At 61.8% G+C, this 18,925-nt stretch carries 39 protein-coding genes; 12 read left to right on the forward strand and 27 right to left on the reverse strand.

The window, feature by feature from the left end; translation table 11 throughout:
- Positions 1-832: 832 nt before the first annotated feature.
- The 3 genes from B7X65_RS15180 to B7X65_RS15190 are packed head-to-tail and all read right to left on the reverse strand — an operon-like array spanning position 833 to position 2,007.
- A complete protein-coding gene (locus tag B7X65_RS15180) occupies positions 833-1,108 on the reverse strand; it encodes a hypothetical protein (RefSeq protein WP_293595134.1) in 276 nt (91 codons plus the stop codon).
- A 21-nt stretch (positions 1,109-1,129) separates the two neighbouring features.
- Positions 1,130-1,570, reverse strand: coding sequence for a Mor transcription activator family protein (locus tag B7X65_RS15185; RefSeq protein ID WP_293595135.1), 441 nt, complete (start codon positions 1,568-1,570; stop codon positions 1,130-1,132).
- A complete protein-coding gene (locus B7X65_RS15190) occupies positions 1,567-2,007 on the reverse strand; it encodes a regulatory protein GemA (RefSeq protein ID WP_293595136.1) in 441 nt (146 codons plus the stop codon). The genes B7X65_RS15185 and B7X65_RS15190 overlap by 4 nt, the downstream gene beginning before the upstream one ends.
- 38 nt (positions 2,008-2,045) lie before the next feature.
- On the opposite strand from B7X65_RS15190, the gene B7X65_RS15195 reads away from it, so the two are divergent.
- A complete protein-coding gene (locus B7X65_RS15195) occupies positions 2,046-2,396 on the forward strand; it encodes a hypothetical protein (RefSeq protein ID WP_293595137.1) in 351 nt (116 codons plus the stop codon).
- An 11-nt stretch (positions 2,397-2,407) separates the two neighbouring features.
- On the opposite strand, the gene B7X65_RS15200 is transcribed toward B7X65_RS15195, so the two are convergent.
- The 24 genes from B7X65_RS15200 to B7X65_RS15315 all read right to left on the reverse strand — a co-directional run bounded on the left by B7X65_RS15200 (position 2,408) and on the right by B7X65_RS15315 (position 13,338).
- On the reverse strand, positions 2,408-2,659 hold the full coding sequence (locus B7X65_RS15200) for a hypothetical protein (RefSeq protein WP_293595138.1): 252 nt from the start codon (positions 2,657-2,659) through the stop codon (positions 2,408-2,410).
- Positions 2,659-2,934, reverse strand: a complete 276-nt coding sequence (locus tag B7X65_RS15205; protein ID WP_293595139.1) for a hypothetical protein — start codon at positions 2,932-2,934, stop codon at positions 2,659-2,661. The genes B7X65_RS15200 and B7X65_RS15205 overlap by 1 nt, the downstream gene beginning before the upstream one ends.
- On the reverse strand, positions 2,931-3,278 hold the full coding sequence (locus tag B7X65_RS15210; protein WP_293595140.1) for a hypothetical protein: 348 nt from the start codon (positions 3,276-3,278) through the stop codon (positions 2,931-2,933). The genes B7X65_RS15205 and B7X65_RS15210 overlap by 4 nt, the downstream gene beginning before the upstream one ends.
- A complete protein-coding gene (locus B7X65_RS15215) occupies positions 3,275-3,685 on the reverse strand; it encodes a hypothetical protein (protein ID WP_293595141.1) in 411 nt (136 codons plus the stop codon). Before B7X65_RS15215 ends, B7X65_RS15210 begins: the two co-directional genes overlap by 4 nt.
- On the reverse strand, positions 3,682-4,080 hold the full coding sequence (locus B7X65_RS15220; RefSeq protein WP_293595142.1) for a hypothetical protein: 399 nt from the start codon (positions 4,078-4,080) through the stop codon (positions 3,682-3,684). Before B7X65_RS15220 ends, B7X65_RS15215 begins: the two co-directional genes overlap by 4 nt.
- A 9-nt stretch (positions 4,081-4,089) precedes the next feature.
- Positions 4,090-4,422 (reverse strand): hypothetical protein, encoded by a 333-nt coding sequence (locus tag B7X65_RS15225; protein ID WP_293595143.1) that lies wholly within the window; start codon positions 4,420-4,422, stop codon positions 4,090-4,092.
- Positions 4,419-4,937 carry a hypothetical protein gene (locus tag B7X65_RS15230; protein ID WP_293595144.1) on the reverse strand — a complete coding sequence of 173 codons (519 nt, stop codon included), beginning with the start codon at positions 4,935-4,937 and terminating at the stop codon, positions 4,419-4,421. Before B7X65_RS15230 ends, B7X65_RS15225 begins: the two co-directional genes overlap by 4 nt.
- On the reverse strand, positions 4,934-5,398 hold the full coding sequence (locus B7X65_RS15235; RefSeq protein ID WP_293595145.1) for a hypothetical protein: 465 nt from the start codon (positions 5,396-5,398) through the stop codon (positions 4,934-4,936). Before B7X65_RS15235 ends, B7X65_RS15230 begins: the two co-directional genes overlap by 4 nt.
- Positions 5,399-5,594: 196 nt before the next feature.
- Complete coding sequence (locus B7X65_RS15240) at positions 5,595-5,813, reverse strand: hypothetical protein (RefSeq protein WP_293595146.1); 219 nt, start codon at positions 5,811-5,813, stop codon at positions 5,595-5,597.
- Positions 5,810-6,079: a hypothetical protein gene (locus B7X65_RS15245; RefSeq protein ID WP_293595147.1), complete on the reverse strand. Its 270-nt coding sequence runs from the start codon at positions 6,077-6,079 to the stop codon at positions 5,810-5,812. Before B7X65_RS15245 ends, B7X65_RS15240 begins: the two co-directional genes overlap by 4 nt.
- Positions 6,076-6,696, reverse strand: coding sequence for a DUF3164 family protein (locus B7X65_RS15250; protein ID WP_293595148.1), 621 nt, complete (start codon positions 6,694-6,696; stop codon positions 6,076-6,078). Before B7X65_RS15250 ends, B7X65_RS15245 begins: the two co-directional genes overlap by 4 nt.
- Entirely contained in the window at positions 6,693-7,079 is a 387-nt protein-coding gene (locus B7X65_RS15255; RefSeq protein ID WP_293595149.1) for a hypothetical protein, read from the reverse strand. The genes B7X65_RS15250 and B7X65_RS15255 overlap by 4 nt, the downstream gene beginning before the upstream one ends.
- Before the next feature lie 13 nt (positions 7,080-7,092).
- The gene (locus tag B7X65_RS15260) at positions 7,093-7,386 is read right to left on the reverse strand and encodes a hypothetical protein (RefSeq protein WP_293595150.1); all 294 of its coding nucleotides are present in this window, start codon (positions 7,384-7,386) and stop codon (positions 7,093-7,095) included.
- Complete coding sequence (locus B7X65_RS15265; protein ID WP_293595151.1) at positions 7,383-7,655, reverse strand: hypothetical protein; 273 nt, start codon at positions 7,653-7,655, stop codon at positions 7,383-7,385. Before B7X65_RS15265 ends, B7X65_RS15260 begins: the two co-directional genes overlap by 4 nt.
- Positions 7,648-8,124 (reverse strand): hypothetical protein, encoded by a 477-nt coding sequence (locus B7X65_RS15270; RefSeq protein WP_293595152.1) that lies wholly within the window; start codon positions 8,122-8,124, stop codon positions 7,648-7,650. The genes B7X65_RS15265 and B7X65_RS15270 overlap by 8 nt, the downstream gene beginning before the upstream one ends.
- 3 nt (positions 8,125-8,127) lie before the next feature.
- Positions 8,128-8,355 carry a hypothetical protein gene (locus B7X65_RS15275; protein ID WP_293595153.1) on the reverse strand — a complete coding sequence of 76 codons (228 nt, stop codon included), beginning with the start codon at positions 8,353-8,355 and terminating at the stop codon, positions 8,128-8,130.
- Positions 8,352-8,477, reverse strand: a complete 126-nt coding sequence (locus B7X65_RS15280) for a hypothetical protein (protein ID WP_293595154.1) — start codon at positions 8,475-8,477, stop codon at positions 8,352-8,354. Before B7X65_RS15280 ends, B7X65_RS15275 begins: the two co-directional genes overlap by 4 nt.
- Positions 8,474-8,830, reverse strand: coding sequence for a helix-turn-helix domain-containing protein (locus B7X65_RS15285; protein WP_293595155.1), 357 nt, complete (start codon positions 8,828-8,830; stop codon positions 8,474-8,476). The genes B7X65_RS15280 and B7X65_RS15285 overlap by 4 nt, the downstream gene beginning before the upstream one ends.
- Positions 8,817-9,452, reverse strand: coding sequence for a hypothetical protein (locus tag B7X65_RS15290; RefSeq protein WP_293595156.1), 636 nt, complete (start codon positions 9,450-9,452; stop codon positions 8,817-8,819). The genes B7X65_RS15285 and B7X65_RS15290 overlap by 14 nt, the downstream gene beginning before the upstream one ends.
- Entirely contained in the window at positions 9,452-10,201 is a 750-nt protein-coding gene (locus tag B7X65_RS15295) for an ATP-binding protein (RefSeq protein WP_293595157.1), read from the reverse strand. Before B7X65_RS15295 ends, B7X65_RS15290 begins: the two co-directional genes overlap by 1 nt.
- An 84-nt stretch (positions 10,202-10,285) precedes the next feature.
- Complete coding sequence (locus B7X65_RS15300) at positions 10,286-12,415, reverse strand: DDE-type integrase/transposase/recombinase (protein WP_293595158.1); 2,130 nt, start codon at positions 12,413-12,415, stop codon at positions 10,286-10,288.
- The gene (locus B7X65_RS15305) at positions 12,412-12,666 is read right to left on the reverse strand and encodes a hypothetical protein (protein ID WP_293595159.1); all 255 of its coding nucleotides are present in this window, start codon (positions 12,664-12,666) and stop codon (positions 12,412-12,414) included. Before B7X65_RS15305 ends, B7X65_RS15300 begins: the two co-directional genes overlap by 4 nt.
- 1 nt (position 12,667) lies before the next feature.
- A complete protein-coding gene (locus B7X65_RS15310; protein WP_293595160.1) occupies positions 12,668-13,024 on the reverse strand; it encodes a hypothetical protein in 357 nt (118 codons plus the stop codon).
- Positions 13,021-13,338: a helix-turn-helix domain-containing protein gene (locus B7X65_RS15315; RefSeq protein WP_293595161.1), complete on the reverse strand. Its 318-nt coding sequence runs from the start codon at positions 13,336-13,338 to the stop codon at positions 13,021-13,023. The genes B7X65_RS15310 and B7X65_RS15315 overlap by 4 nt, the downstream gene beginning before the upstream one ends.
- Before the next feature lie 99 nt (positions 13,339-13,437).
- Between B7X65_RS15315 and B7X65_RS15320 the strand changes: the two genes are divergently transcribed.
- The 11 genes from B7X65_RS15320 to B7X65_RS15370 all read left to right on the forward strand — a co-directional run bounded on the left by B7X65_RS15320 (position 13,438) and on the right by B7X65_RS15370 (position 18,907).
- Positions 13,438-13,809 (forward strand): helix-turn-helix transcriptional regulator, encoded by a 372-nt coding sequence (locus tag B7X65_RS15320; protein ID WP_293595162.1) that lies wholly within the window; start codon positions 13,438-13,440, stop codon positions 13,807-13,809.
- A 58-nt stretch (positions 13,810-13,867) separates the two neighbouring features.
- Positions 13,868-14,332, forward strand: a complete 465-nt coding sequence (locus B7X65_RS15325; protein ID WP_293595163.1) for a hypothetical protein — start codon at positions 13,868-13,870, stop codon at positions 14,330-14,332.
- A gap of 58 nt (positions 14,333-14,390) precedes the next feature.
- Entirely contained in the window at positions 14,391-15,059 is a 669-nt protein-coding gene (locus tag B7X65_RS15330; protein WP_293595164.1) for an N-acetylmuramoyl-L-alanine amidase, read from the forward strand.
- Complete coding sequence (locus B7X65_RS15335; protein WP_293595165.1) at positions 15,056-15,373, forward strand: hypothetical protein; 318 nt, start codon at positions 15,056-15,058, stop codon at positions 15,371-15,373. The genes B7X65_RS15330 and B7X65_RS15335 overlap by 4 nt, the downstream gene beginning before the upstream one ends.
- 109 nt (positions 15,374-15,482) lie before the next feature.
- Positions 15,483-15,875: a hypothetical protein gene (locus tag B7X65_RS15340; RefSeq protein WP_293595166.1), complete on the forward strand. Its 393-nt coding sequence runs from the start codon at positions 15,483-15,485 to the stop codon at positions 15,873-15,875.
- Positions 15,872-16,120, forward strand: a complete 249-nt coding sequence (locus B7X65_RS15345; RefSeq protein WP_293595167.1) for a hypothetical protein — start codon at positions 15,872-15,874, stop codon at positions 16,118-16,120. The genes B7X65_RS15340 and B7X65_RS15345 overlap by 4 nt, the downstream gene beginning before the upstream one ends.
- Positions 16,089-16,346, forward strand: coding sequence for a hypothetical protein (locus B7X65_RS15350; RefSeq protein ID WP_293595168.1), 258 nt, complete (start codon positions 16,089-16,091; stop codon positions 16,344-16,346). Before B7X65_RS15345 ends, B7X65_RS15350 begins: the two co-directional genes overlap by 32 nt.
- The gene (locus tag B7X65_RS15355) at positions 16,343-16,705 is read left to right on the forward strand and encodes a hypothetical protein (protein ID WP_293595169.1); all 363 of its coding nucleotides are present in this window, start codon (positions 16,343-16,345) and stop codon (positions 16,703-16,705) included. Before B7X65_RS15350 ends, B7X65_RS15355 begins: the two co-directional genes overlap by 4 nt.
- Positions 16,698-17,018, forward strand: a complete 321-nt coding sequence (locus B7X65_RS15360; RefSeq protein WP_293595170.1) for a hypothetical protein — start codon at positions 16,698-16,700, stop codon at positions 17,016-17,018. Before B7X65_RS15355 ends, B7X65_RS15360 begins: the two co-directional genes overlap by 8 nt.
- A gap of 6 nt (positions 17,019-17,024) precedes the next feature.
- The gene (locus tag B7X65_RS15365; protein WP_293595171.1) at positions 17,025-17,558 is read left to right on the forward strand and encodes a DUF3486 family protein; all 534 of its coding nucleotides are present in this window, start codon (positions 17,025-17,027) and stop codon (positions 17,556-17,558) included.
- Positions 17,555-18,907, forward strand: a complete 1,353-nt coding sequence (locus B7X65_RS15370; protein WP_293595172.1) for a terminase family protein — start codon at positions 17,555-17,557, stop codon at positions 18,905-18,907. The genes B7X65_RS15365 and B7X65_RS15370 overlap by 4 nt, the downstream gene beginning before the upstream one ends.
- The last annotated feature ends 18 nt before the right edge of the window (positions 18,908-18,925 follow it).

Consider the following 18,925-nt stretch of genomic DNA (forward strand, 5'->3'; position numbering starts at 1 on the left):
CGGGTCTCGCCCCGGCGGGCGACTCACTTTCTCTTGCGTCGCCAAGAGAAAGTAAGCAAAGAGAAGGCGACCCGATGGTCTGGGTCCCTTCGCTTCGCTGCGGGCAACCTGCGGTGCTCGGCAAAAGCGGGGTCTCGCTCGAACTCGCCTTCGGCTCAGACAATCGCGAGCCCTGGTCCGCTTTTGCCTGCGCTCCTCGGCCCAGCCCGACGGGTGGGGGAGACAAATACCAAGACAAATTCGGGGAGGCGAGGACGCGCTTTGCGCGTCCTCGCCGGAGCCCGATTCCGTACCCGCTCCCGACCCCACCACCCTTCTGTGACCGGACCCATGAGCCTGAACATCCGGGAAGTGGCGGGATGAAGCGGGAAGAGGTGGGAAAGGTCCATTGAATCAAGGGGTTACGGGTATTTTGGCCGATTCGGGTTCCGGGCGGCGCGGACGCATAAAAAATGGGCTCCAAGGCCTTCCTGGCGCGATTCTGGCTGCTGCCCTGGTCAAGGCACCGATCCCCGGCAAAACCCCGCCACCACTGTATAAAAGGGCCATCGGTGCGCCCGGCCGGACAGCGCCCGGACACTCTGCCCAGGCAGCGAACTCGGACGTTGGCGTCCAAGTTGGCAGACAAGCGTCCGAGTTGGATAGATGACTGATTTATATAGGGTTTTGGCACGGCGGTCGGCAGAACTGGAAAAGCGAACTCGGACGGTATTTGTTGAATATTTAAGCACAACTCGGACGCCAACTCGGACATTTTGGACCAGAAAAAGCCCCAAAAAAGGGGCGATTCAGCGTCTGAAAATGGTGTTTTTTGGGCCTTAAAACCCGGTTTTTAGTACCCCAGAAGCGCCCTCATCTCCGCAATGTTCCTGCTCAGCTCGTCGAAGGCTGAAGCGTGGTCACTGAATGGAAAATCCACGTCCGCAGTGGTCAGTCGCTCCAGTTGGGCGGCGGCCAGATTGCTGAGGTCGAGGTAGCGATCCGCCTGCTCGTCGGTCAGGCCCATGTTGCGCAGCAGGTGGTACTGCTTGAGGTAATTCTCATGCTCCAGGACGGCGCTTTCCCAAAGCCAGGGTGAGACGTTCGGGTTGGACGGTGCTGGGCGCATGGCTGGATTATCCTGGAGCTTCTACAAAGGTTTTTTCAGCACACGGTACATGTGCCGGCGGGTGATCTTGTTGTCGCGGCGCACCACGTCGAAATCCTCACCGGCATCGATGCGGCGGATGATCTCGCGGTCGCGATGAGCGCGCAGAGCGACAGCGCAGGTGGGCACGTAGAGCGGTGTGCCGGCATAGCGTTGCACCAGGCGTGTTGCAGCGTCAGGACCGACGGCATCCACCAGCATGGCCCACACCCGGCTGGTGCCGTTGATCACTTCCGGGATCTTGAGTTCGTCGCCGGCGCACATTTTCACCAGGTCAATCGTCGCGTCGAGGCCGATCACCTGCACCAGCTCGCGCGCAGTTTTCGGCAAGTCGTCTTGAGCGACTTCCGAGCGCAGCGGCATGGTTAGATCGAACAGGCTGAACTGTTCGCGTGGCGGGTCGATCTGGCGACGCGGTTTCATTGCGTGGGCACTCCCTTTTTTCGTTGTTGGACGCCCAGCGCCGCCGAGACCGCATGCAGTTGCTCGGGCGTGCACCATTCGTAAAACTGCACGCCGAACATCTGCTCGGCAATGCCGTCCGCGTAGGTGTCTGGCAGGCGGTCGAGGCTGATCAGCTGAGCGCGTATCCGGCGAACCAGCTTGAGCTTGTCCGGCGAGGGTGTTGGCCGCGAGGGGCGCTTGCCGTGGCTGGCCGTCTTCGGCTTCCAGCCCAGCGTGGCCTTGAAGTAATCAAGGACGCGCTGCCGGCCTTCATAGTCGAGGTTTTTCGAGCTGTCCTGTCCACCCTTGGCAACCAGGATGGCCCGGTAGTCGTCGTCGCTCAGCTTCAGCTCCTTCCTGGCGATCTGGATCTTGATGACGTCGCTGTTGCGGTGGTCGCGGGCTAGCTTGCTCATAATGGCTGCTCCATCAACCCAAACCTGCGACCAACACCATGCACTGGTACATCTACGAACTCGGCCCGATCGATCATTACTGGCAGCACATGAAGACTGTTGTTGAGACGGCAAAAGAGCTGGGCGCGGCCTCGGCAGCCGCCCAAATTGCTGGCTTTCCTGAAGACACTGACGGGGAAAGCGTGAGCGTGAGTGAGTTCCTTGCCAAATGGAAGGACGCCAGCAGTAGAGTGACCTCTAGCTCCGATGAATTGCGGCTTCCGCCAGTGGTTTTTTGGGTGCCGTGGGAGGGATACTTTAAATACGGCTTCGTGATCAAGCACGACAACAACGGCACTACCTACGTTGTGTCGCCGGTTGAGCTGCCGCATCTTGGTGAGGCCAGCTAGCGGTAGTTTGGTCATGATTCGACAATCTCAAAATTTGCGTGGAAGTTAGCGTTCCCGTAGACGCGAGGGCTGTGACGGCTACCTTCAAAAACGACCCAATCACCAGGGTTGATTTTTTGAAAGCCATGCGAGGCGCTGTGCACGCCCCAGGTGGACATTCCGGTAACGCCAGAGCTAACGACGATGTCGGGCAGATCACCGGGCTGATGCCACTGGCAGGCATCAAGATCGACCGGGCGTGTGCGAATGGCGATGAAGGTCATCAGTCAGGCCCTCCCAGGAGCATCTGGCCGGCTGCGTTGGTGTCGGCTCGCCTCGCCTTGATCTGCGACGCCTTGACCAAGGACAGCTCCACGCTCGGCTGCTCACCGAAAGCGTAGGTGTAGCCGTGATCGCCGTAATCTTTTCGGGCTGCAAAAGCCGACTGCAGCAGCTCGACCAGCTTCATGCCCTTGTCGGCAGGCATGAGGTAGTCGTTGTAGGCGATGCTGACGCAGCACATCGCCACAGGCTTCTTCGTGACAGGTGCGCGGCTCATAGCCCGATTGCCTTTCTCACAAGCTGTTCATAGTGGTGATCAACGGCTGGCACGATGATCCAGGTGTAGATGCCGACCAGCGAAGTGATGGAGAAGCCGATCTGTTGCACGAACATGAACTGATGGCCGTGCCCGTTGGCGAAGGACAGCCAGCCGATGTTGCTGGCGGCGAAGAAGAGCCAACCCAGGGGGGCCTGCCGGCCTTTCAGGGCCAGCAGCAAGCTGCCAAACAGACCGCAGGCCGTGGCGAACAGCTCTATCACGGCGAACGGCCTGCCGAGGTATTGCATCGCCTTGGTGAGCCACGGCTGCGCGGCCTCGAAAAGGTCAAGCCAGTGGCTCATGTCTGAATCCTCCAAGGCTCAAGAGCGATAAACAGACCATGCCCTTCAATGGAGGCATTGAGGCCGTCGCGGCTTGGGTGCGGGTCAAACACCAACCGACCATCTTCGCCAACGCATGCGTGGCCGACATCGGTGAATCTTGTGGTGCCTCCATAGATCTCGTGATGCACGCCACGAATTCCAAAGTCGGCAAGCATCTGGTGAAAGCCCTCTTGAGGGAAAGAAAGATAGGCCAGACCACGGGGACGCAGCCAGGCGTTCATGTCCTTCAGCCATGTGTCTTTGCTCGAAAACACAGGGATGGTCTCAATGGGGATATGCAGCAGCGACGCCAGCACGGCCGACAGGCAATTTCCGTGCTTGCCGTTCGCGGGATCATGAAGTTGAGTCTGGGTTACAGGTATCACAGCGGTAGCTCCAGGTTGTTTGCCTTGGCCTTGCGGGTCATGTAGGCATTGATGGTGTGGTGGTCCTGGTCGTAGGCCAGGTGATGGCGCTGGCACCAGGCCGCGAGGTTGGCCGGGTCGCAGTGTTCCGGGATGTGGTCGCGGTGAGCGATGGTCAGCACGATCTCGATCACCTTGAAGCCGTCAGCCAGGTCAGCGGCCTCGACGTCCATGCTGGCCGCTTCATCCTTCATGCAGATCTGCGTGAAGTTCGGTCCTTCCCAGTAGCCGACCGCGTGATTGACCGCGCAGCAGCCGGGCCACTCGCAGCGGTTGCCGGCCCGCAGGAGGATGGCAGCGCGGATCTCCGTCCAGTCGGCGGGATAGCGGGCGCGGTTTTCAGGTTTGATTGGCATCGCAGCAGCTCACGCAGTGAGCCTCCCGTAGACCACCAGGAGCCAAGCGGCGACAAGGATGCTGGCAACGATCCGACGCGCCTCGCGCTTGAGCCTCTCGCGCCAGGCCTGAAAGATCAAGATGGTTGTGACCAGCACGGGCAGCACCAGCCAGGGCTCATAGCGCCCGTACAACACCAATACCCAGCACACCAGGCACAAGACGATGGCGATCAGCGAGCAATCGTAGTCAAGGGCAGAGCCGATGGCGGCGAGGTCTATCCAAAGGCCGGCAGCCAACACCGCGAGGCAGAGCGCCAGCGGCAGCATCGTCCAGAACGGAACGGTGATGGTGAATGTCATGCTGCGCTCCCCTGACGGTTGCTAAAGACAACGCCGCAGCTCGTTTCTTTGCCGTTCCCTTTGGCGCACCAGTCCACCCACGCGATGAGCGCGTCTACTTGTGCGGTTTCGTTCTCCGCCTCTGGCACGCCTGGTACCAACAGCTTGCCTGCACTCTTGCCCATGCCTTCGCGGGCCAGCGCACTGACCCGGGCGCGCAGCGGGCGGTCCATGCCCGTGGCAAACGACAGGGCGCCCTCGGGCACTTCGCGGCCGAACTCGATCAGGCCGGACTGCCAGGCCCAGGCGTGCACCGGCTCGGCGTGCAGGCGCCAGTGGGTGATGTTGTGATCGCTGCCGCGCGGCAACGGTTCAACGGTGACCAGGGATGCGCCGTAGAGCTTCTCGCCCAGGCGCTCGGCCGCCTGCTTTTCACCAGCGGTGCAGCTTGCATTGAAGCCGCGCACGATGTTGGTCTGGTAGGTGCCGCCTGTTGAGCGCACCGTGATGTCTTGGGTTTGGACTTCGGTTTTCATGCTGCACCGCCTTTGCCGCTGGCAGCGCGAGTGATGGCGCGGTCGATGGACTCACATCCAGCCACAGCCAAGGCGGCAACCTGGACAAGGCGATGACGGGCTTTGGCGAGACTGTTCATTCCAGCCATGACACGCGCCCAGCCCGTGTAGCCTTCAATCAACAGGCAGAAGGTGTGCGTATCGTGGCCGTCGTCATGTTCTGGACCGCCCCACTTTGCGTCCTGTCGTTGGCGCTCCGACTCCACGTCGCACAAAACTACCCGCAAAGAATCCGGCGCTGGATCGCGGGCCTCGACCAGGGCGCGCAACAGATCGACCGGGATGCCCGCCGTGTTGGGTGTGACGGCATCGTTATTCATCGGATCGATGAAGGTCTCGGCGAACGGTTCGCCGCGCCGGGCTTCGGCGGCCTTGAAGTGCTCAGCGATGGCCTGGGCGGCAGCGACAAATTTGGTGTTCATAAATTGGCCTTTAAAGCGGTTTAAAAAGGCCCCAAGGCCGAAGCCCTGGGGCGGTGAAGATCAGCCGGTTGCGGTTTCCAGGCCGCTGGCGTGATCAAGGAAACATCAGTCGAAACGGGTGAAGATCCAGGACAGGAAGCCGATCAACACGATCAGCGCCAGGCTTTCGATCAATGCAGCGTCCATGTGCGTCCTTTCAGATATCGGTTGGGCCGATCTGCAGCAGCTCGCGCTGGCTGGCATCACGGCTTTGAACTGTCTGGTCAGCCTGCTGCGCGCGCCAGGCCGTGAGCGCCTTGGGGCAGTTGCTGCAGACGCCGGTGCCGTCGCGGTGATTGACGCCGAGCCAGCTGCAGCCGCCGGGGCAGGCGCGCAGTTCGGTGCATCCGCAGTTGGTGCAGGTGGTGGCGTTCATACGTCCCTCCGGTCGGTGTGCTTGAACTCATGCGTGTCACACACACTGGTGCGGCCGACCGGCATGGTGTGACGCCTGCAGCGGCTGTTCGAAGTCTCGAAATAGACGCCCTTCTCACCCTCGCGGTCATCGTGGTCGCAGAGGTAGAAGCTGCAGTTTTTGCAGGCTGGCTGCGGCAACGGCTTGGCGGGCTTCCGATAGTTGATCGAGGCGCGCAGGTTCGCCAGGTCCAGGTTGATGGCGGTCGTTAATTTTTCCGCGCTCATATCGCCGCCACGTCCAGGCTGATAGGCAAGTAATCGCCGCTGGCCGCGTCGCGCTTGTAGAAGCGGATATAGGGCTTGGTACTGCCCACGCGCATGCTGTCGCTGATCGCCTGCATCGCCAGCAGCCAGTTCGGGTCTGTGATCTTCAGACTGCGCAGGCCCAGCACGCGGCCGGTGCTGATCTTGCCCTGCTGGTCCACCTGGAAGGCATGGTTGACCATCACCTTGATATTGTCGTTACTGCCTTTGCTCCAGCCGGTGATGCAGTCGTCGATCAGCGCCTTGGCCGCCATAAGGCGTTCGTCGAAGACCAGGGTCTCCGCCATCTGCCGGACAATCTTGTATTCGCCGTCGAAGGTGAACAGCGTGACGTTGCCCTTGGTGCCGCGCGGCTTGATGCCGTACTCCGCCATGCTGGTGTTGATGAAATCGGTGACGGCTTGCATAGAAACGGTTTTGAAGGCCATCAGGCGTGCGCTTTCCTGCTCGGCTTGTCGGCAGATGTCGCCAACCGTCTTGTGGCGAACCTTGTCGATTTCCTTGATCTTGCTGACCGGGATCAGGCTGCCGCTGGCATCCTTCCAGTAGCCAGGGTGCGAGGTTTGTTGTTCACTCATTTAGAAGCTCCTGCAGTGGTTGATTTTTTGGAAGGGCTGGGGACGCCCATTTCGATATAAAGGTCGGGCGCAAAGCGGCCCTTCATGGCGGCGACCTGGTCCACCGTGGTGCTGGCGCGCTCCAGGAGGAAGACGCAGGTGTCGTCAAACTCCTTCTGTGTGGCGGCCATGTAGTAGCCGCTGGCCGGGTAACCGCACACGCGGTGCTGGTCCATGCGCAGCTCCACGATGAAGTCGCGCACAGCCCGCTCCAGGGCGGGCGGGTTGCTGGCCTGGTTGGTGATGCGGGCAACCAGGTCACGGCCGTGGATGCCGTTCTCGCGGCCGACGTGCTTTTGCAACTCGGCCAGGACCTGGGCTTTGGTGATCTGCAGCTGTGACATGGTTGGCTCCTGGTTACTGGACGATGGGCGGCGCGGCGTGGTGGTCAACCTCAAGCGATGCCGGCACGCTGCAGCGCGTCATGTTCTTGCTGAACAGCTCGTTGAAAACGATGCTGCCGCCGACATTGATCAGCGTTGTGCCGGCGTTTTCCAGCAGCCCGCTTTCGGTTGCGATGGTCACGAAGGCGAGCAGCAAGGCGTCGAGCTGCACATTGGCGGGCAGGCCGGCCAGTGCGTCGCGCAGCTTTGACTGCTGCTCATGAGCCAGCGCCACGAGTTGTTCGGTGGTCAAGGTGGGCTGATTCATAGGACACCTCCAAGCGCAGTTGCTGGGGGCAGATCCGGCAGCGTCTTGCATTCGGACGTGAAGGCGTAGATACGCGTGTGCGCTTTGTCGCCCTGGTCGCGGCTGGCCAGGAAGCCGCCAGCCTCCAAGGCATCAACGGCCTGCTGCACCTCGTGCGGCGCGAAGGTGGGCCGCCAGTGATGCGTGAGCATGGCGGCGGTCCACCAGCCGCCGTCGCGCACCAGCATCAGCCAGAGCGCGCGCGTGTCTTGCGTGATGGCGTTACCCATAAATGGCCCTTCCAGGGATGAAGGGCATGCGGCGGCCGGCGTCCAGGCTTGGGCAGTTGGCGAAGTCCATCGCCCCCTCACGGCACGGCACTGGTGGCGGCGGCTGGTAGGTGCCGCCCCGCATGACGTAGACGCGGCGCGGCGGCGTGATGCAGCCGCCAGCGGCCAGGGCTTGCCTGGACGTTGGTTCCTGCTCGCCGGCCTGGTAGCCGGCCACGTAGTACATGACGCCTTCATGCACCTCGCGCGACACATGCCCGCCTTGCCGCAGGTTGGTCAGCCGGGCGCGCAGCCAGTGCGGATTCGGGACGAACCCGTTGGGGCCGTTGCTGCGGTGGTAGGACGGCTCCCTGAACAGCACATGCAGCTGGTCAAAGGTTTGACGGCCGTGCGCCTGCAGGTGCGCGACGATGGCCTTGCTCTGCGGATTGAGCCTGGCACCCTTGGGGGGCATTTTTTTGAATTGCATGGTTCAGGCTCCCCTGGTGCAAAGTTGGCGGGCTGCGTTCATGCCCTGCAGGAAGGCGCTGTCGAGCTGCGCGTCGAGCGTCCACAAGATGGCGACTACCTTGACTGCACCGAGCACCATCACGGCCACCACCATGAACAGCGCCAGCCAGCGCAGGAAGCGCAGCAGCTGCTTGCGCCTTGATGGCACGGTCGGAATCACGACGCCTGGATAAAAGGCATGCCGGTTCATGACTGGCCTCCCTGGAGCATCAGGAAGTCCTGGCGCGCGTCGAACACGGCCAGCTTGCGGTCGATGCCATAAAAGTTCTGCAGGCGCCTGGCGCGCCGCTTGATCCATCCGAATCGGGTCATGGTTTACCTCCTTTGGGGTTGTTGGGGCAGGTCTGGCAGGCGCGCCAGAGCCGCACACGCGTCGGGTTGGCGCTGTGGAAGGGCTTTTTCCGCTCGTCCTGGCAAATGCGCGTGGTGATCTCGCCCAAGATCGGGCAGACCACCGTCTGGTTGAGCACCTGGCCACGGATCCGCTCTGCCAGCGCTTCGACGTTGCCGATGTAGCGCCCGGCCAGCGCGTTGCTGATCGTTCCCTCGCTCACGCCGATCAGTCGCGCTATCGCGGCCTGGGAGTGGGTCTCCTTGAGGCCCAGCAGCGCCTGCAGCGCGTCGGCCGGCAGCGGCCGGGCGACCGGCGTCTTATTCGAGGCCATCGGCGACCTCCTGCACGGGTTGCGTCCAGGTGAACTTGCCCAGGTTGCGGTCAAACACCGACTTCACGCGCGTGATGGCCGGCGCGTGGTGCCCGGTCACCTTGGTCAGCCGGTACCGGCCGGCCTTCAGCCTTGTGGGCTCCTGCAGCGTGGTGAGGTAGCCGGCCTTGGCGAGGGCGTTCACATATTTCTGCGCGGTAATCTCGGCGATGATCAAGGTGGGGTGGCTCGCAGCACGGGCAATGTCCCTGAAGTCGAAAGACTTGAGAACCTGCATGCAGCGCCACATGGCCAGTACGCCCAAGCCTTGCCGCGCCTCCTTGCCGTACAGGCCCACACGCGGCGCTTCAAAGGCTGTTTTAACCAGCTTGTAGACTGGTGCCTCGAAGCGGCTGCCTGCCGGTTTCTCCGGCTTGATGCGCTCGACCACCTCCAGGTAGCCAGCGTCTTTCAGATCGCGCAGGTACTGGCTCACGGTGTCGTAGGCCACGGTCGGCTTGCAGCCGTCCTCAACCATCATGGCCGTGAACTGCTTGCGCGGCCCGAAGGTGCGCACGGACTGCCAGATCCGCTCGCGCGGCGTCAGCATGCCGGTCATCACGATGGAAGGCTTTCCCGCCATTACAGGCCCGCCCTTCCAGGTGCAAGGCCCGTGTACAGCTCGACATCGCAGTCGGCCAAGGCATCCTTGGTGCCCTTGCGGTCGCACCAGCGCTTGATGTTGTGAATGTTGGTGACCACGCGGCGGGTGATGCCGTGGGTCTCGGCCAGCACGCGCTTTTTGAGTTCGGGGGCAATCCGGATATCGGGCGCGTACTGTTTGACCAGGAGATCGAAGTCGCCGCTGGTGCAAGCCGTGGCCGGTTGCCAGATCAGCACACGGTTGTCGAACCGCTCGTGGCTTTTGAGCTTGTTGGGCAGTCGCTCTTCGCCGATCAGCAGGATGGGTGCGTCCGATGCGTCGTGGATGTCGCGGATCAGCTCCACCGTTTTCGATTCCACGATGTGGTCCACCTCGTCCACGATCAGCGGCCGGCCGCTGAGCGAAAGCGCCTCGACAATCGCATCCACGATTTCCGGGATGCTGCCCTTGGCCACAATGCCAATGGCCTTGCAGATCTGGATGGCCAGGCTCTTCTTGGTTTCAAAGCTGCGGCAGCTGACATAGATGCCGTTGAAGCCGGCCGGGTGACTGGCGTAGGCTGCGCCGACGCTCTTACCCAGGCCGCTGCGGCCGTAGAAGGCGGCAATGCCGGGCAAGCCAGGAGCGCGCGTTGTCAGCGACTCCATGAGGGTATGCACCAGGCCGATGTTGGAGGTTGGCGCAATTACGCCGCCGCCAGTGGCTGTTGAAATTTTCCTGTTTGTCATATACTTTCCTTCTCGTTAGTTCTTCTGAACACCGCCCGGTCAGGCCGCACGCCTGCCGGGTTTCTTTTTTTGGATTGCCCGCTGTCAGCCGGCCAGCACCTGGTCAGCGGTCAATCCAAAAGTCTCGAAGTAGCGCTGCATGGATGCCCACTCGGCACCCTGCGCGTACCCCTCAAACCAATTTCCTTCGTCGGCCGTCAGCGCCTGGCTGAGCTGGACGCGTTCCTGCAACTTGAGCCAGCGGGCGTAGCGAATCTGGGGCGTCTCGGGCATGGCGCGCACTTCGGCCGGCTTGGCCAGGAAAGCCGCAAGGCCGGCCTGTGCTGCTTCCACGCGGGCTTGGTCTACCAGGGGAGCGTCGGCCGCCACGATGGAGGCGATGGTTGCGCTGGTGTGTTCGGCAGATGGGCGCTGGATTGAGACCACGTTGCTTGCGTTGGCCACCGCGTCCTCGGTCCGTGCCCGGTTGATGCTGGCGACGGCGGCACGCGTGTCGAAGGCCTTTTTTGCTTCGCGCAAGCCGCGTTTTTGTTCACGGATGACTTTGGCCTGATGAGCGCGTCGCTCGGCAGCCACTTCGGCGCTATTGAGGCCGAGCTTTTCGTAGTCCAGGGCTTCGCAGATAAACTGCCCGTCCAGGTCGAACACCCAGCAGCGGCCAAGGTTGGTGTCGTCCACCTTGACCTGCACTGACGTGCCCTCCATGCCGCCCAGCGATGCGTGGTTATAGAAACCACCGATATCGATGCCTTTTTTGCCAATAACCCGCGTACCGCTGTATGCCGCCGGTGCAAGCAGCACGTCCAATGCGCGCTCGTTGATAGTTTTGAGCTGGTGGCCGGCGGCCATCTGCAGCGGCGTGCGGTCCTGCAGGTAGCTGCGCGGCTTGGCGTCCATGCGGTCGCAGAAGGTATTGAGCTGCTCCTGCACCTGCTCGGGCGTCAGACGCATTTCCACCGTGAAGCTTTTGTCTTTCAGAATGCGCTCAGCAAAGCCCTTGCGTGCCTCGATGCCTTTTCGGTCGGCCACGCTATGGCCGATGTATCCGTCAAGCAGCTCAAACAACTGGTGCATCAATGAGCCGATGGCACGCTCGATGTGCGGTTTTTGGTGTGGGCTGAATGGCTCGCACAGCGGATGTGCAATGGCTAGGCCCAGCAGAGCCAGTTCCAGCACCTGCGCGACGTAGTCGGCCCCGTTGTCTGTCTTGATGGATTCCGGCACGCCCCAGCGCTGAATGGCAAGGCGGATCAGGCTCATGATCGCGTTGGCCCGGCTGGTGCGAGTCACTATGAACAAGCGACGGCGCGTGAAAACGTCAATCACGCCGACGATGTGATGGCGGCGGCCGTCAGCCAGCATGATGTCTCCGACCGTGCTGTCCATTTCCCACTTCTGGTTGGGACGTGTAATGCCCTGGCTGTAGCTGCCGGCCGCAGACATGTATTTGTTGCGCCACGCGTCCGGGTTGATTGCCGCCTCGTAGACCTGCTTGTTCTGTTCTTTCCAATAGGCGAGCGCGCGACGGAAAGCCCGGTCACTCGGTAGGTCTTTAAAACTGCTCTGCAAGGCTTCATAGATAGCCTGGGCTGACAGATGTGGTTGCTGCACCAGCATGGCCAGGACTGCTGTGCCGACTTCGCCGGCCAATGCTGCATACATACCCTTGCGGACATGCTCACGCGGTGTGATGGCGACAAGGCCTCGCTCCTGGACGCCGACGTGCCAGGCGCGCAGCGTGCTGAAACTCAGGGTCGGAAACTGGGCGCACAGAGTGGGCTCGACGTCAATCTTGCCGGCTGCCCATTGGGTGCAAAAGGCTTGCAGAGCCGGCGTCGCCTTGCCGCCGAACCCCTGCCAGAAGCGCTGAAAGAGCACCAGGACGCGGGCGATGGCGTCCTGCCTGTCTTTGCGCCATCCGGTCACCAGTGCGCCCTGCCGTGTGCCGTTGACACGGTTCTCGCCCACCGATTGCACGGACTTCGTGATCGCGTCGTTGGCTGCGCCCTGGCTTTGCTGGCCAGCGAAGCGTGCCGCCCATTCCATGCGGGCTGCTGGTGGCAGGGCTTCCACCGAATACTCAAAGCCGCCACCGCGTCCCGCCCTTGGCCGGGCGGGGAGCTGCATGCGTGTGGCTGTCTCGCGGGCGCGGCGTTCGCTTGACGGGAAACCGGGGAGTTGGGCGAGTTCGGCGGCGGTAGCAAATGCTCTCATGCGCGGGCCTCTTGGGCTGTAGCTGCGTCGGTTGCCAAAGACGCCATCTGCACCTGAGTAGGCCGCCAATGCTTGCCACCGGTTGGCAAACGCGCAGCCATGTCGGCCAGCGCATTGAGCTGCTGCGCCATGACGCGCAGTGCGCCTGGGCGAATTTCAAGCCCGTTGAACGGTTGGCCGTCAAGCACTACCAGCGCATGGCCGTGGCGGCAACGGCTCAGCGTGGCCTGGATGGGGGTGGGTGCGGTCATGCTAGCGCCCTCGCCTTTTAGCTGTCAAAGCCAGCGCCTGGAGTGGTACTTTCAGCGTTATGTCGAGCGCCTTGGTGTTTGCACTGCTGCGCACAGGAAGACCCATCAGTGCGCGCAGCGCACCGCTTCCGCCTCCGATACAACCGTATTTGCCACGCGGAGTTAGCGCGTCCTGCACAAGCGTGTGAGGAATTCCAAACTCCCGCTGCCACGCACTTACGCTGCCGAATTTCTTTTTGATTGCCGCAACCAGCTCTTGCCTGCCAAGCTTGTTGTGCGTATTGAACGACGCGTAATCTGATGGCACAGATGCCAGCGAAATTTGACCATTCAGATGAAGCTTGTAGTGCGGCTTCACTTGCGCGCTCCCGCGCGGCGGTCGCCAGACCTGCATTCAACACCGTCCCAGGTGGACGCAAGCTTTCGGCGGTCCTCGGTTCTCGCGACCAGTTTGGGCTTCGTTCGCCGCATCAACGTGGGCTTCGCATCAGGCCAGATGGAGGCCTTCGGGATGCCCAGCACCTGGCTAATGCGCGTGGCAACCCTGTCCGAAACACCACGGCCATGAATGACCTGCGACACGGTTGTACGGGAAATGCCCAACTCGTCTGCAACGGCCGAGGGCGTGGTGCCTTTCATGCGAATGGCTGCTTTGATTTCCTCTGGGTGCATGGCTGGGTTATCCTTCGTCTAACAAGTTGGACGCTCTGATTAATTGCGTCTGTTAGATCGAATTATGGGCAATTAATTACCCATTTGCAAGGTAAATTTATGTCTCATGACGAAATATTTTTTGAGGCGGGACAACGTATTGCGGAATTGCGCGGCGATTTGACGCAAGCCGCCTTTGCTGAGCGACTTGGTGTTGACCGAAAAACGGTTGTGGGCTGGGAGGCTGGAAAGCGTCTCCCAGACGGTTCATCGTTGCTGGCGCTGGCACGCCAGTTCGGCGCTGATGTGAACTACATCCTCACTGGACGTGCGGAAGTGGCGGCTGGAGCGCTGCAGCCTAGAGAAAGGGCACTCCTAGATAACTACAAGCATTCCGGTAAGGAGGGGCAGCGCGCCATTGAGCGCGTCGCGATGCTGGAAGCGAAACAGCCAGAGATAAGTGTTAAAAAAGCGGAAAGGAAGGCAGCATGAAAAACAATGAGCTACACAGGCGCACACGCAGGCAAGATGCAGCCAGGAAAGGGAAGTCATGAGCGCTACTGCATATTGGGTCTTGGCCACTTACGCGGCTATCGTTGCTTGGTGCGTCTGGTCCGGCGTGCGATCACGTTGGGCATCGCGCCAAGTCCGCGTGCTTGCTTGGACGCTGCTGCCGGCTGGTGTGGTTGCTGTTTTTTCTATTGGTCTATGGTTGCAATCGCCGGTGTCCGAAGAACAGACCAGCGCGACGGCGCAAAAACAGAGGATGGTCAACATGGCGGCGCAACTTAAGGCCGCAGACCGCAAGGGCGACGCGGGCGCGGCCGCAGCGCTGCTTGACAGTTCCACAGCTGTGTTTCGCGCACTCAATCCGACAGGTGCGCCTCAAGCAGACAAAAAGGATTGCTTACTTGCTATCGGTCATCTTTCTGATGGAATCACTGACGTCATGCGTGGCGGCTCCTGGATGTCGCAGTCACGTTTCGAGGCGGCTTTGGCAGACTGCAAGCATTAGTCTAGAGTGACCGTCGTCACTCTGACAAATCAAGCCCCGGCCCGGCATTCTGCCGGGCATGCCCAACCAAAATCAAACTCCGCTCGCCCGCCAAGTCGGGCAACCGCTGCCACGGTCGATTGACCTGGTTGTCATCCACTGCGCCGCCACCCCCAGCGGCAAACCACTGCAGCAGGGCAAGCCCGGCTCAGTGGGTTACATGAACGCGCCCCAGGTCATTGACGCCTGGCACGCCGGACGCGGCTTTCACCGCAACCCTGCGGCCGTGCGCGCCTTCAGCTCCAAGCTGCCGTCCATCGGTTACCACTACGTCATCGACCTGACCGGCGAGGTCTGGTCTGGCCGGGCCTTGACCGAGGTTGGTGCGCATGCGGTCGAGTTCAATTCGCATTCGGTGGGCATCTGCCTGGTAGGCGGCGCTGAGCGGGAAGCGCAGTACACGGCCGCGCAGTGGAAGAGCCTGCAGCAGGTTGTGGCGATGCTACTGACCGACTACGGCATCCCTTGCGCCGCGCCCAAGCGCGTGCCGGACAAAACGGCCAAGCTGGGCTATCGCATGTTCGGTGGCGTGTGTGGCCACCGCGACCTGTCGCCCGATGGCGATGGCGACGGCATGGTCGAGCCCTTCGAGTGGACGAAAACCTGCCCCGGCTTTGACGTGCGTGCGTGGCTGGCCAACGGAATGCAGCCGCTGGCCAAGCACGTCTACCAGGAGCAGGCAGCATGAGGCACGCCGCACTCCTGGCCGCTGCCAGTCTGGCGGGCGCATTCGGTGCCGTGGGGTCACTGGCCACCGTCAACCTGGGCGAAGTTCCAGGTCTGTCACAGACCACACAGCGCGCCATCAACAAGAGCGCACAGAACCCGATCAAGGAAGCCAGCAACAAGATGCGCGCAATGCTCGGTGGTGGGGTCGGCACCTCGGGCGGGCGCCAGCGCCGAGCAGCCTATGGCTGGACCAACCGGCACGCTGTGCGCGTGGCGCGCAAGCGCCGCAACCAGGCCCGGCACAAGGCGGCCGGCCGTGGAGGGCGCCGATGAAATCCCGGAACTCAATTTTTATGGGCGGCCCCCCGGCGCGCATGCGCGAAGGTGATAGCCCGCGCCGCGTGTCGAGTGGGCTTGCCCACCACTGCGGCGAGGTGCGTGAATGAGCCCGCAAGCATTCAAGGCTTTCAAGCACATGGCGGCGGCCCAGGCAGCGGTTCCCGCCACGCCCGGCGAGCGCGCTTACCGGGATTACTTCCTGCTGCGCAACGGCGTCAACTCCGAGGGCGGGCCATTGCCCGCCTGGGGCGAACTGAGCATCGAGATCCGCAGCTGGTGGGAGCATACCGGCGTGCAGCCGCCAGGCGCGCCGCGCTGGTGGGAGAACAAGGTGTTCTGGTTCAACGCCATCGTGCTGGCCGCTGCTGCTGCAGAAGAGCGCATGGGCCTGTTGAAAGACGTTCTGCCCGGCAGCGTGTTTGTCTGGGTGGCCTTTGGCCTGCCGGTGCTCAACAAGGCCATCCGCGCCTTCCAGCTTTTCAGGGCCATCTCATGAACTGGGTGCGCATCGCCATCATCGCCGCCGTGCTGGCAGCACTTGCCGCTGCCGGCCTGGCCGTGCGCTCGCACCTGATCGGTGTGGGTGAAGCCCGTACCCAGGCGCAGTGGGACAAGCAAAAAGCCGTTGACCAGGCCGAAACCCTGCGCCTGGAGCGTGAGCGCAGCGCCGACCAACTGATCAAGTTTCGTAACGCAGAAAGGATTTCCGATGAACAGGCAAAACCTGCGCAGCGCCATTGAAACCCTCAACCGGCGTGACGTGTCCGCCGCCGGCAGCGATCCCGGATCTGTCGCCCTCGCTGAAGGTGCCGCCACCGCCCGAGAGCTTTTTGGAAGCTGCAACCAAGCTCTCCTCGGGCTGGCTGCAGAAGCTGACCGACTCAGCGACCAAGTAGCCGGCCTGCAAGACGACGCGATGTTTGTATGTCGCGCACCCAAACAAACAAACATGGAGAGCGCGCCTTGAAAGTTGAATTTGATCTGTGGCAGTTGATCCTGCTCGCGTCCATGATCATGGGCGCTTTCTGGGGTATGGCCAAGATGATGCTGGTGCAGCAGGTGAAGTTTCTGGACGCGAAGTTCAAGACCACCGATGACAGGTTCGAAGCCATCGATGACAAGTTTGAAGCCATGAACAAACGCCTGACCGTCCAGGACGAAAGCGACCGCCGCATCGAGCGCGATATCGCGGCCTTGCGCGTGGAACTGCCCACCGATTACGTGCGCAGAGAAGACTTCACGCGCGTGATCGCCAGCTTCGAGATCAAAGTAGATAACCTGCGCCTGACGATTGAGCGCGCCATGTTCGGAGACAAGCGTGTTTAACCAGACCATCACTGACAAGGTTCGCCGCGAGGCAGTGCGCTGGCACCTGATGCAGATCGCCAACGTCTCGCGCCCCCAAGGCATGTACACCGGCGCGATGCTGCCCATCCTGCAATCCGTCTACCCGGACGCCTCCGAGCTGGAGGTGCGCCGGCAGCTGGACTACCTGCAAGAGCGGGACGTGGTGAAGATCGACATAGATCCGATGGGCCGGTGGTTCGTCACGCTGACGCGCTGGGGCGTGGACATCGTGGAATACACGGTGCCGTGTGAGCCTGGTATCTCGCGCCCACAGATCCACGGACAAGGGTGAGCGGCAATGGTGAAACGCAGCAAGGTAGACACGCTACCGCAGGAGCTGAAGAATTGGCTGGACGCCGAGTTGGTGACGCGCGGCTTTGCTGACTATGTCCAGCTTGCCGCCGACCTGCAGAAGCGGGGCGCGGCTCTGTCCAAGAGTTCCCTGCACCGCTACGGCAGCAAGTTCGAAGAGCGCATGGCCCAGCTCAAGGTCAGCACCGAACAGGCTAGAGCCGTCGTGGCGGCCAGCCCGGACGATGAGGGCGCAATGAATGAGGCGCTGATCCGTCTCACCCAGGACAAGCTGTTCGGCGTGCTGGTGGACCTGGACGTTGATCCCGAGTCGGTGAATATCACCAAGATCACCAAAAGCATTGCCGACCTGGCGCGCAGCTCGATCACGCAGAAGAAGTGGCAGATCGAGGTCCGTACCAAAGCGGCCGAGCGTCTGAAGGCTGTCGAACAGGAGGCCAAGGCGCTGACCGGCGCATCGCGCGATGTTGCGATGGAGATGCTCAACAAGGTTCGCGCGGTCTATGAAGGGGCCATGTGAGCCAGGCTGTAGACAACGCTGTCCGCGCACTGCTCTATTCCTACCAGGTCAAATGGATCAGGGACAAGAGCAGGTTCAAGCTCGGGCGCTTCGCACGGCAGACGGGCAAGACTTTCACGACCACCCTGGAGATCGTTGACGACGTCCATGAAGCCGAGATACTGAAGCGGCGGGCACCCTGGGTCATCTTGAGCCGTGGTGAGCGCCAGGCACAGGAGGCGATGGAGGAAGGCATCATGCGGCACAACGCCGCCTATGGTGCCGCGCTGAAGGTCGCCCGCGAGGACACTGACTTCTATGATGAAGAGAGCGGCATCAAGCGGCGTGCGCTGCAGCTGATCTACCCTGGCGGCAACAAGATCACCGCGCTGCCTGCCAACCCGGACACTGCACGCGGCTTCAGCGCCAATGTGTTCCTGGACGAGTTCGCCTTCCACAAGGACAGCCGCAAGATCTGGACAGCGCTTTTCCCCGTGATCTCTGCCGGCTGGAAGCTCCGTGTCACCAGCACGCCAAACGGCAAGGGCAACAAGTTTTACGACCTCGCCACGGCTACCGCTGGCGGTTGGTCGCAACACGTCGTGGATATCTATCAGGCCATCGCGGCCGGCCTGCCCCGCGATGCCGATGAGCTGAAAGCGGCGCTGATGGACGAGGACGCCTGGAATCAGGAGTTCTTGTTGCAATGGCTCGACGAGGCGTCAGCCTGGCTGAGCTTTGACCTGATCAACAGCGTCGAGCATGACCATGCCGGCGTCCCTGAGTTTTATACAGGTGGCCCGTGCTACGTGGGCGTCGATATCGCCAGACGCTCAGACAATTTCGTGATCTGGGTGGACGAGCTGGTGGGCGACGTGCTTTGGAATCGCGAGACCATCGTCAAGAAGCGCATCAGCTTTAGCGAGATGGACGCGCTGCAGGACGACGTCGAGCTGCGCTACAACGTCGTGCGCTATTGCATGGACCAGACCGGCATGGGTGAGAAGCCTGTCGAAGATGCGCAGAAGCGCTACGGCAAAAATCGTGTCGAGGGCGTGCTGTTCACCGGGCCGAACAAACTGCAGCTGGCGACGTTGATCAAGCAGAGCTTTGAGGACCGGAAGAGCCGCATCCCCCAAGCGGACGATCCGCTGCGCCTGGACCTGCACAAGGTGCGGAAGATTTCCAGCCCAACCGGCGCGCCACGCTTTGACGCCGACAGTGACGCCAACGGCCATGCTGACCGCTTTTGGGCAAAGGCGCTGGCCTGCCTGGCAGCGCACGGATCGCTCGGCCCCTTGCATACGGCGAGCCGGGCCAGGACGTCCACCGCATCGGTCGCCAGCCAGCTTGCGGGGTACCTTCCATGACCCCAATTTGTGAGCGCT

It is taken from the genome of Polaromonas sp. 39-63-25 (assembly GCF_002278925.1).
Taxonomy (GTDB): Bacteria; Pseudomonadota; Gammaproteobacteria; order Burkholderiales; family Burkholderiaceae_C; genus Polaromonas.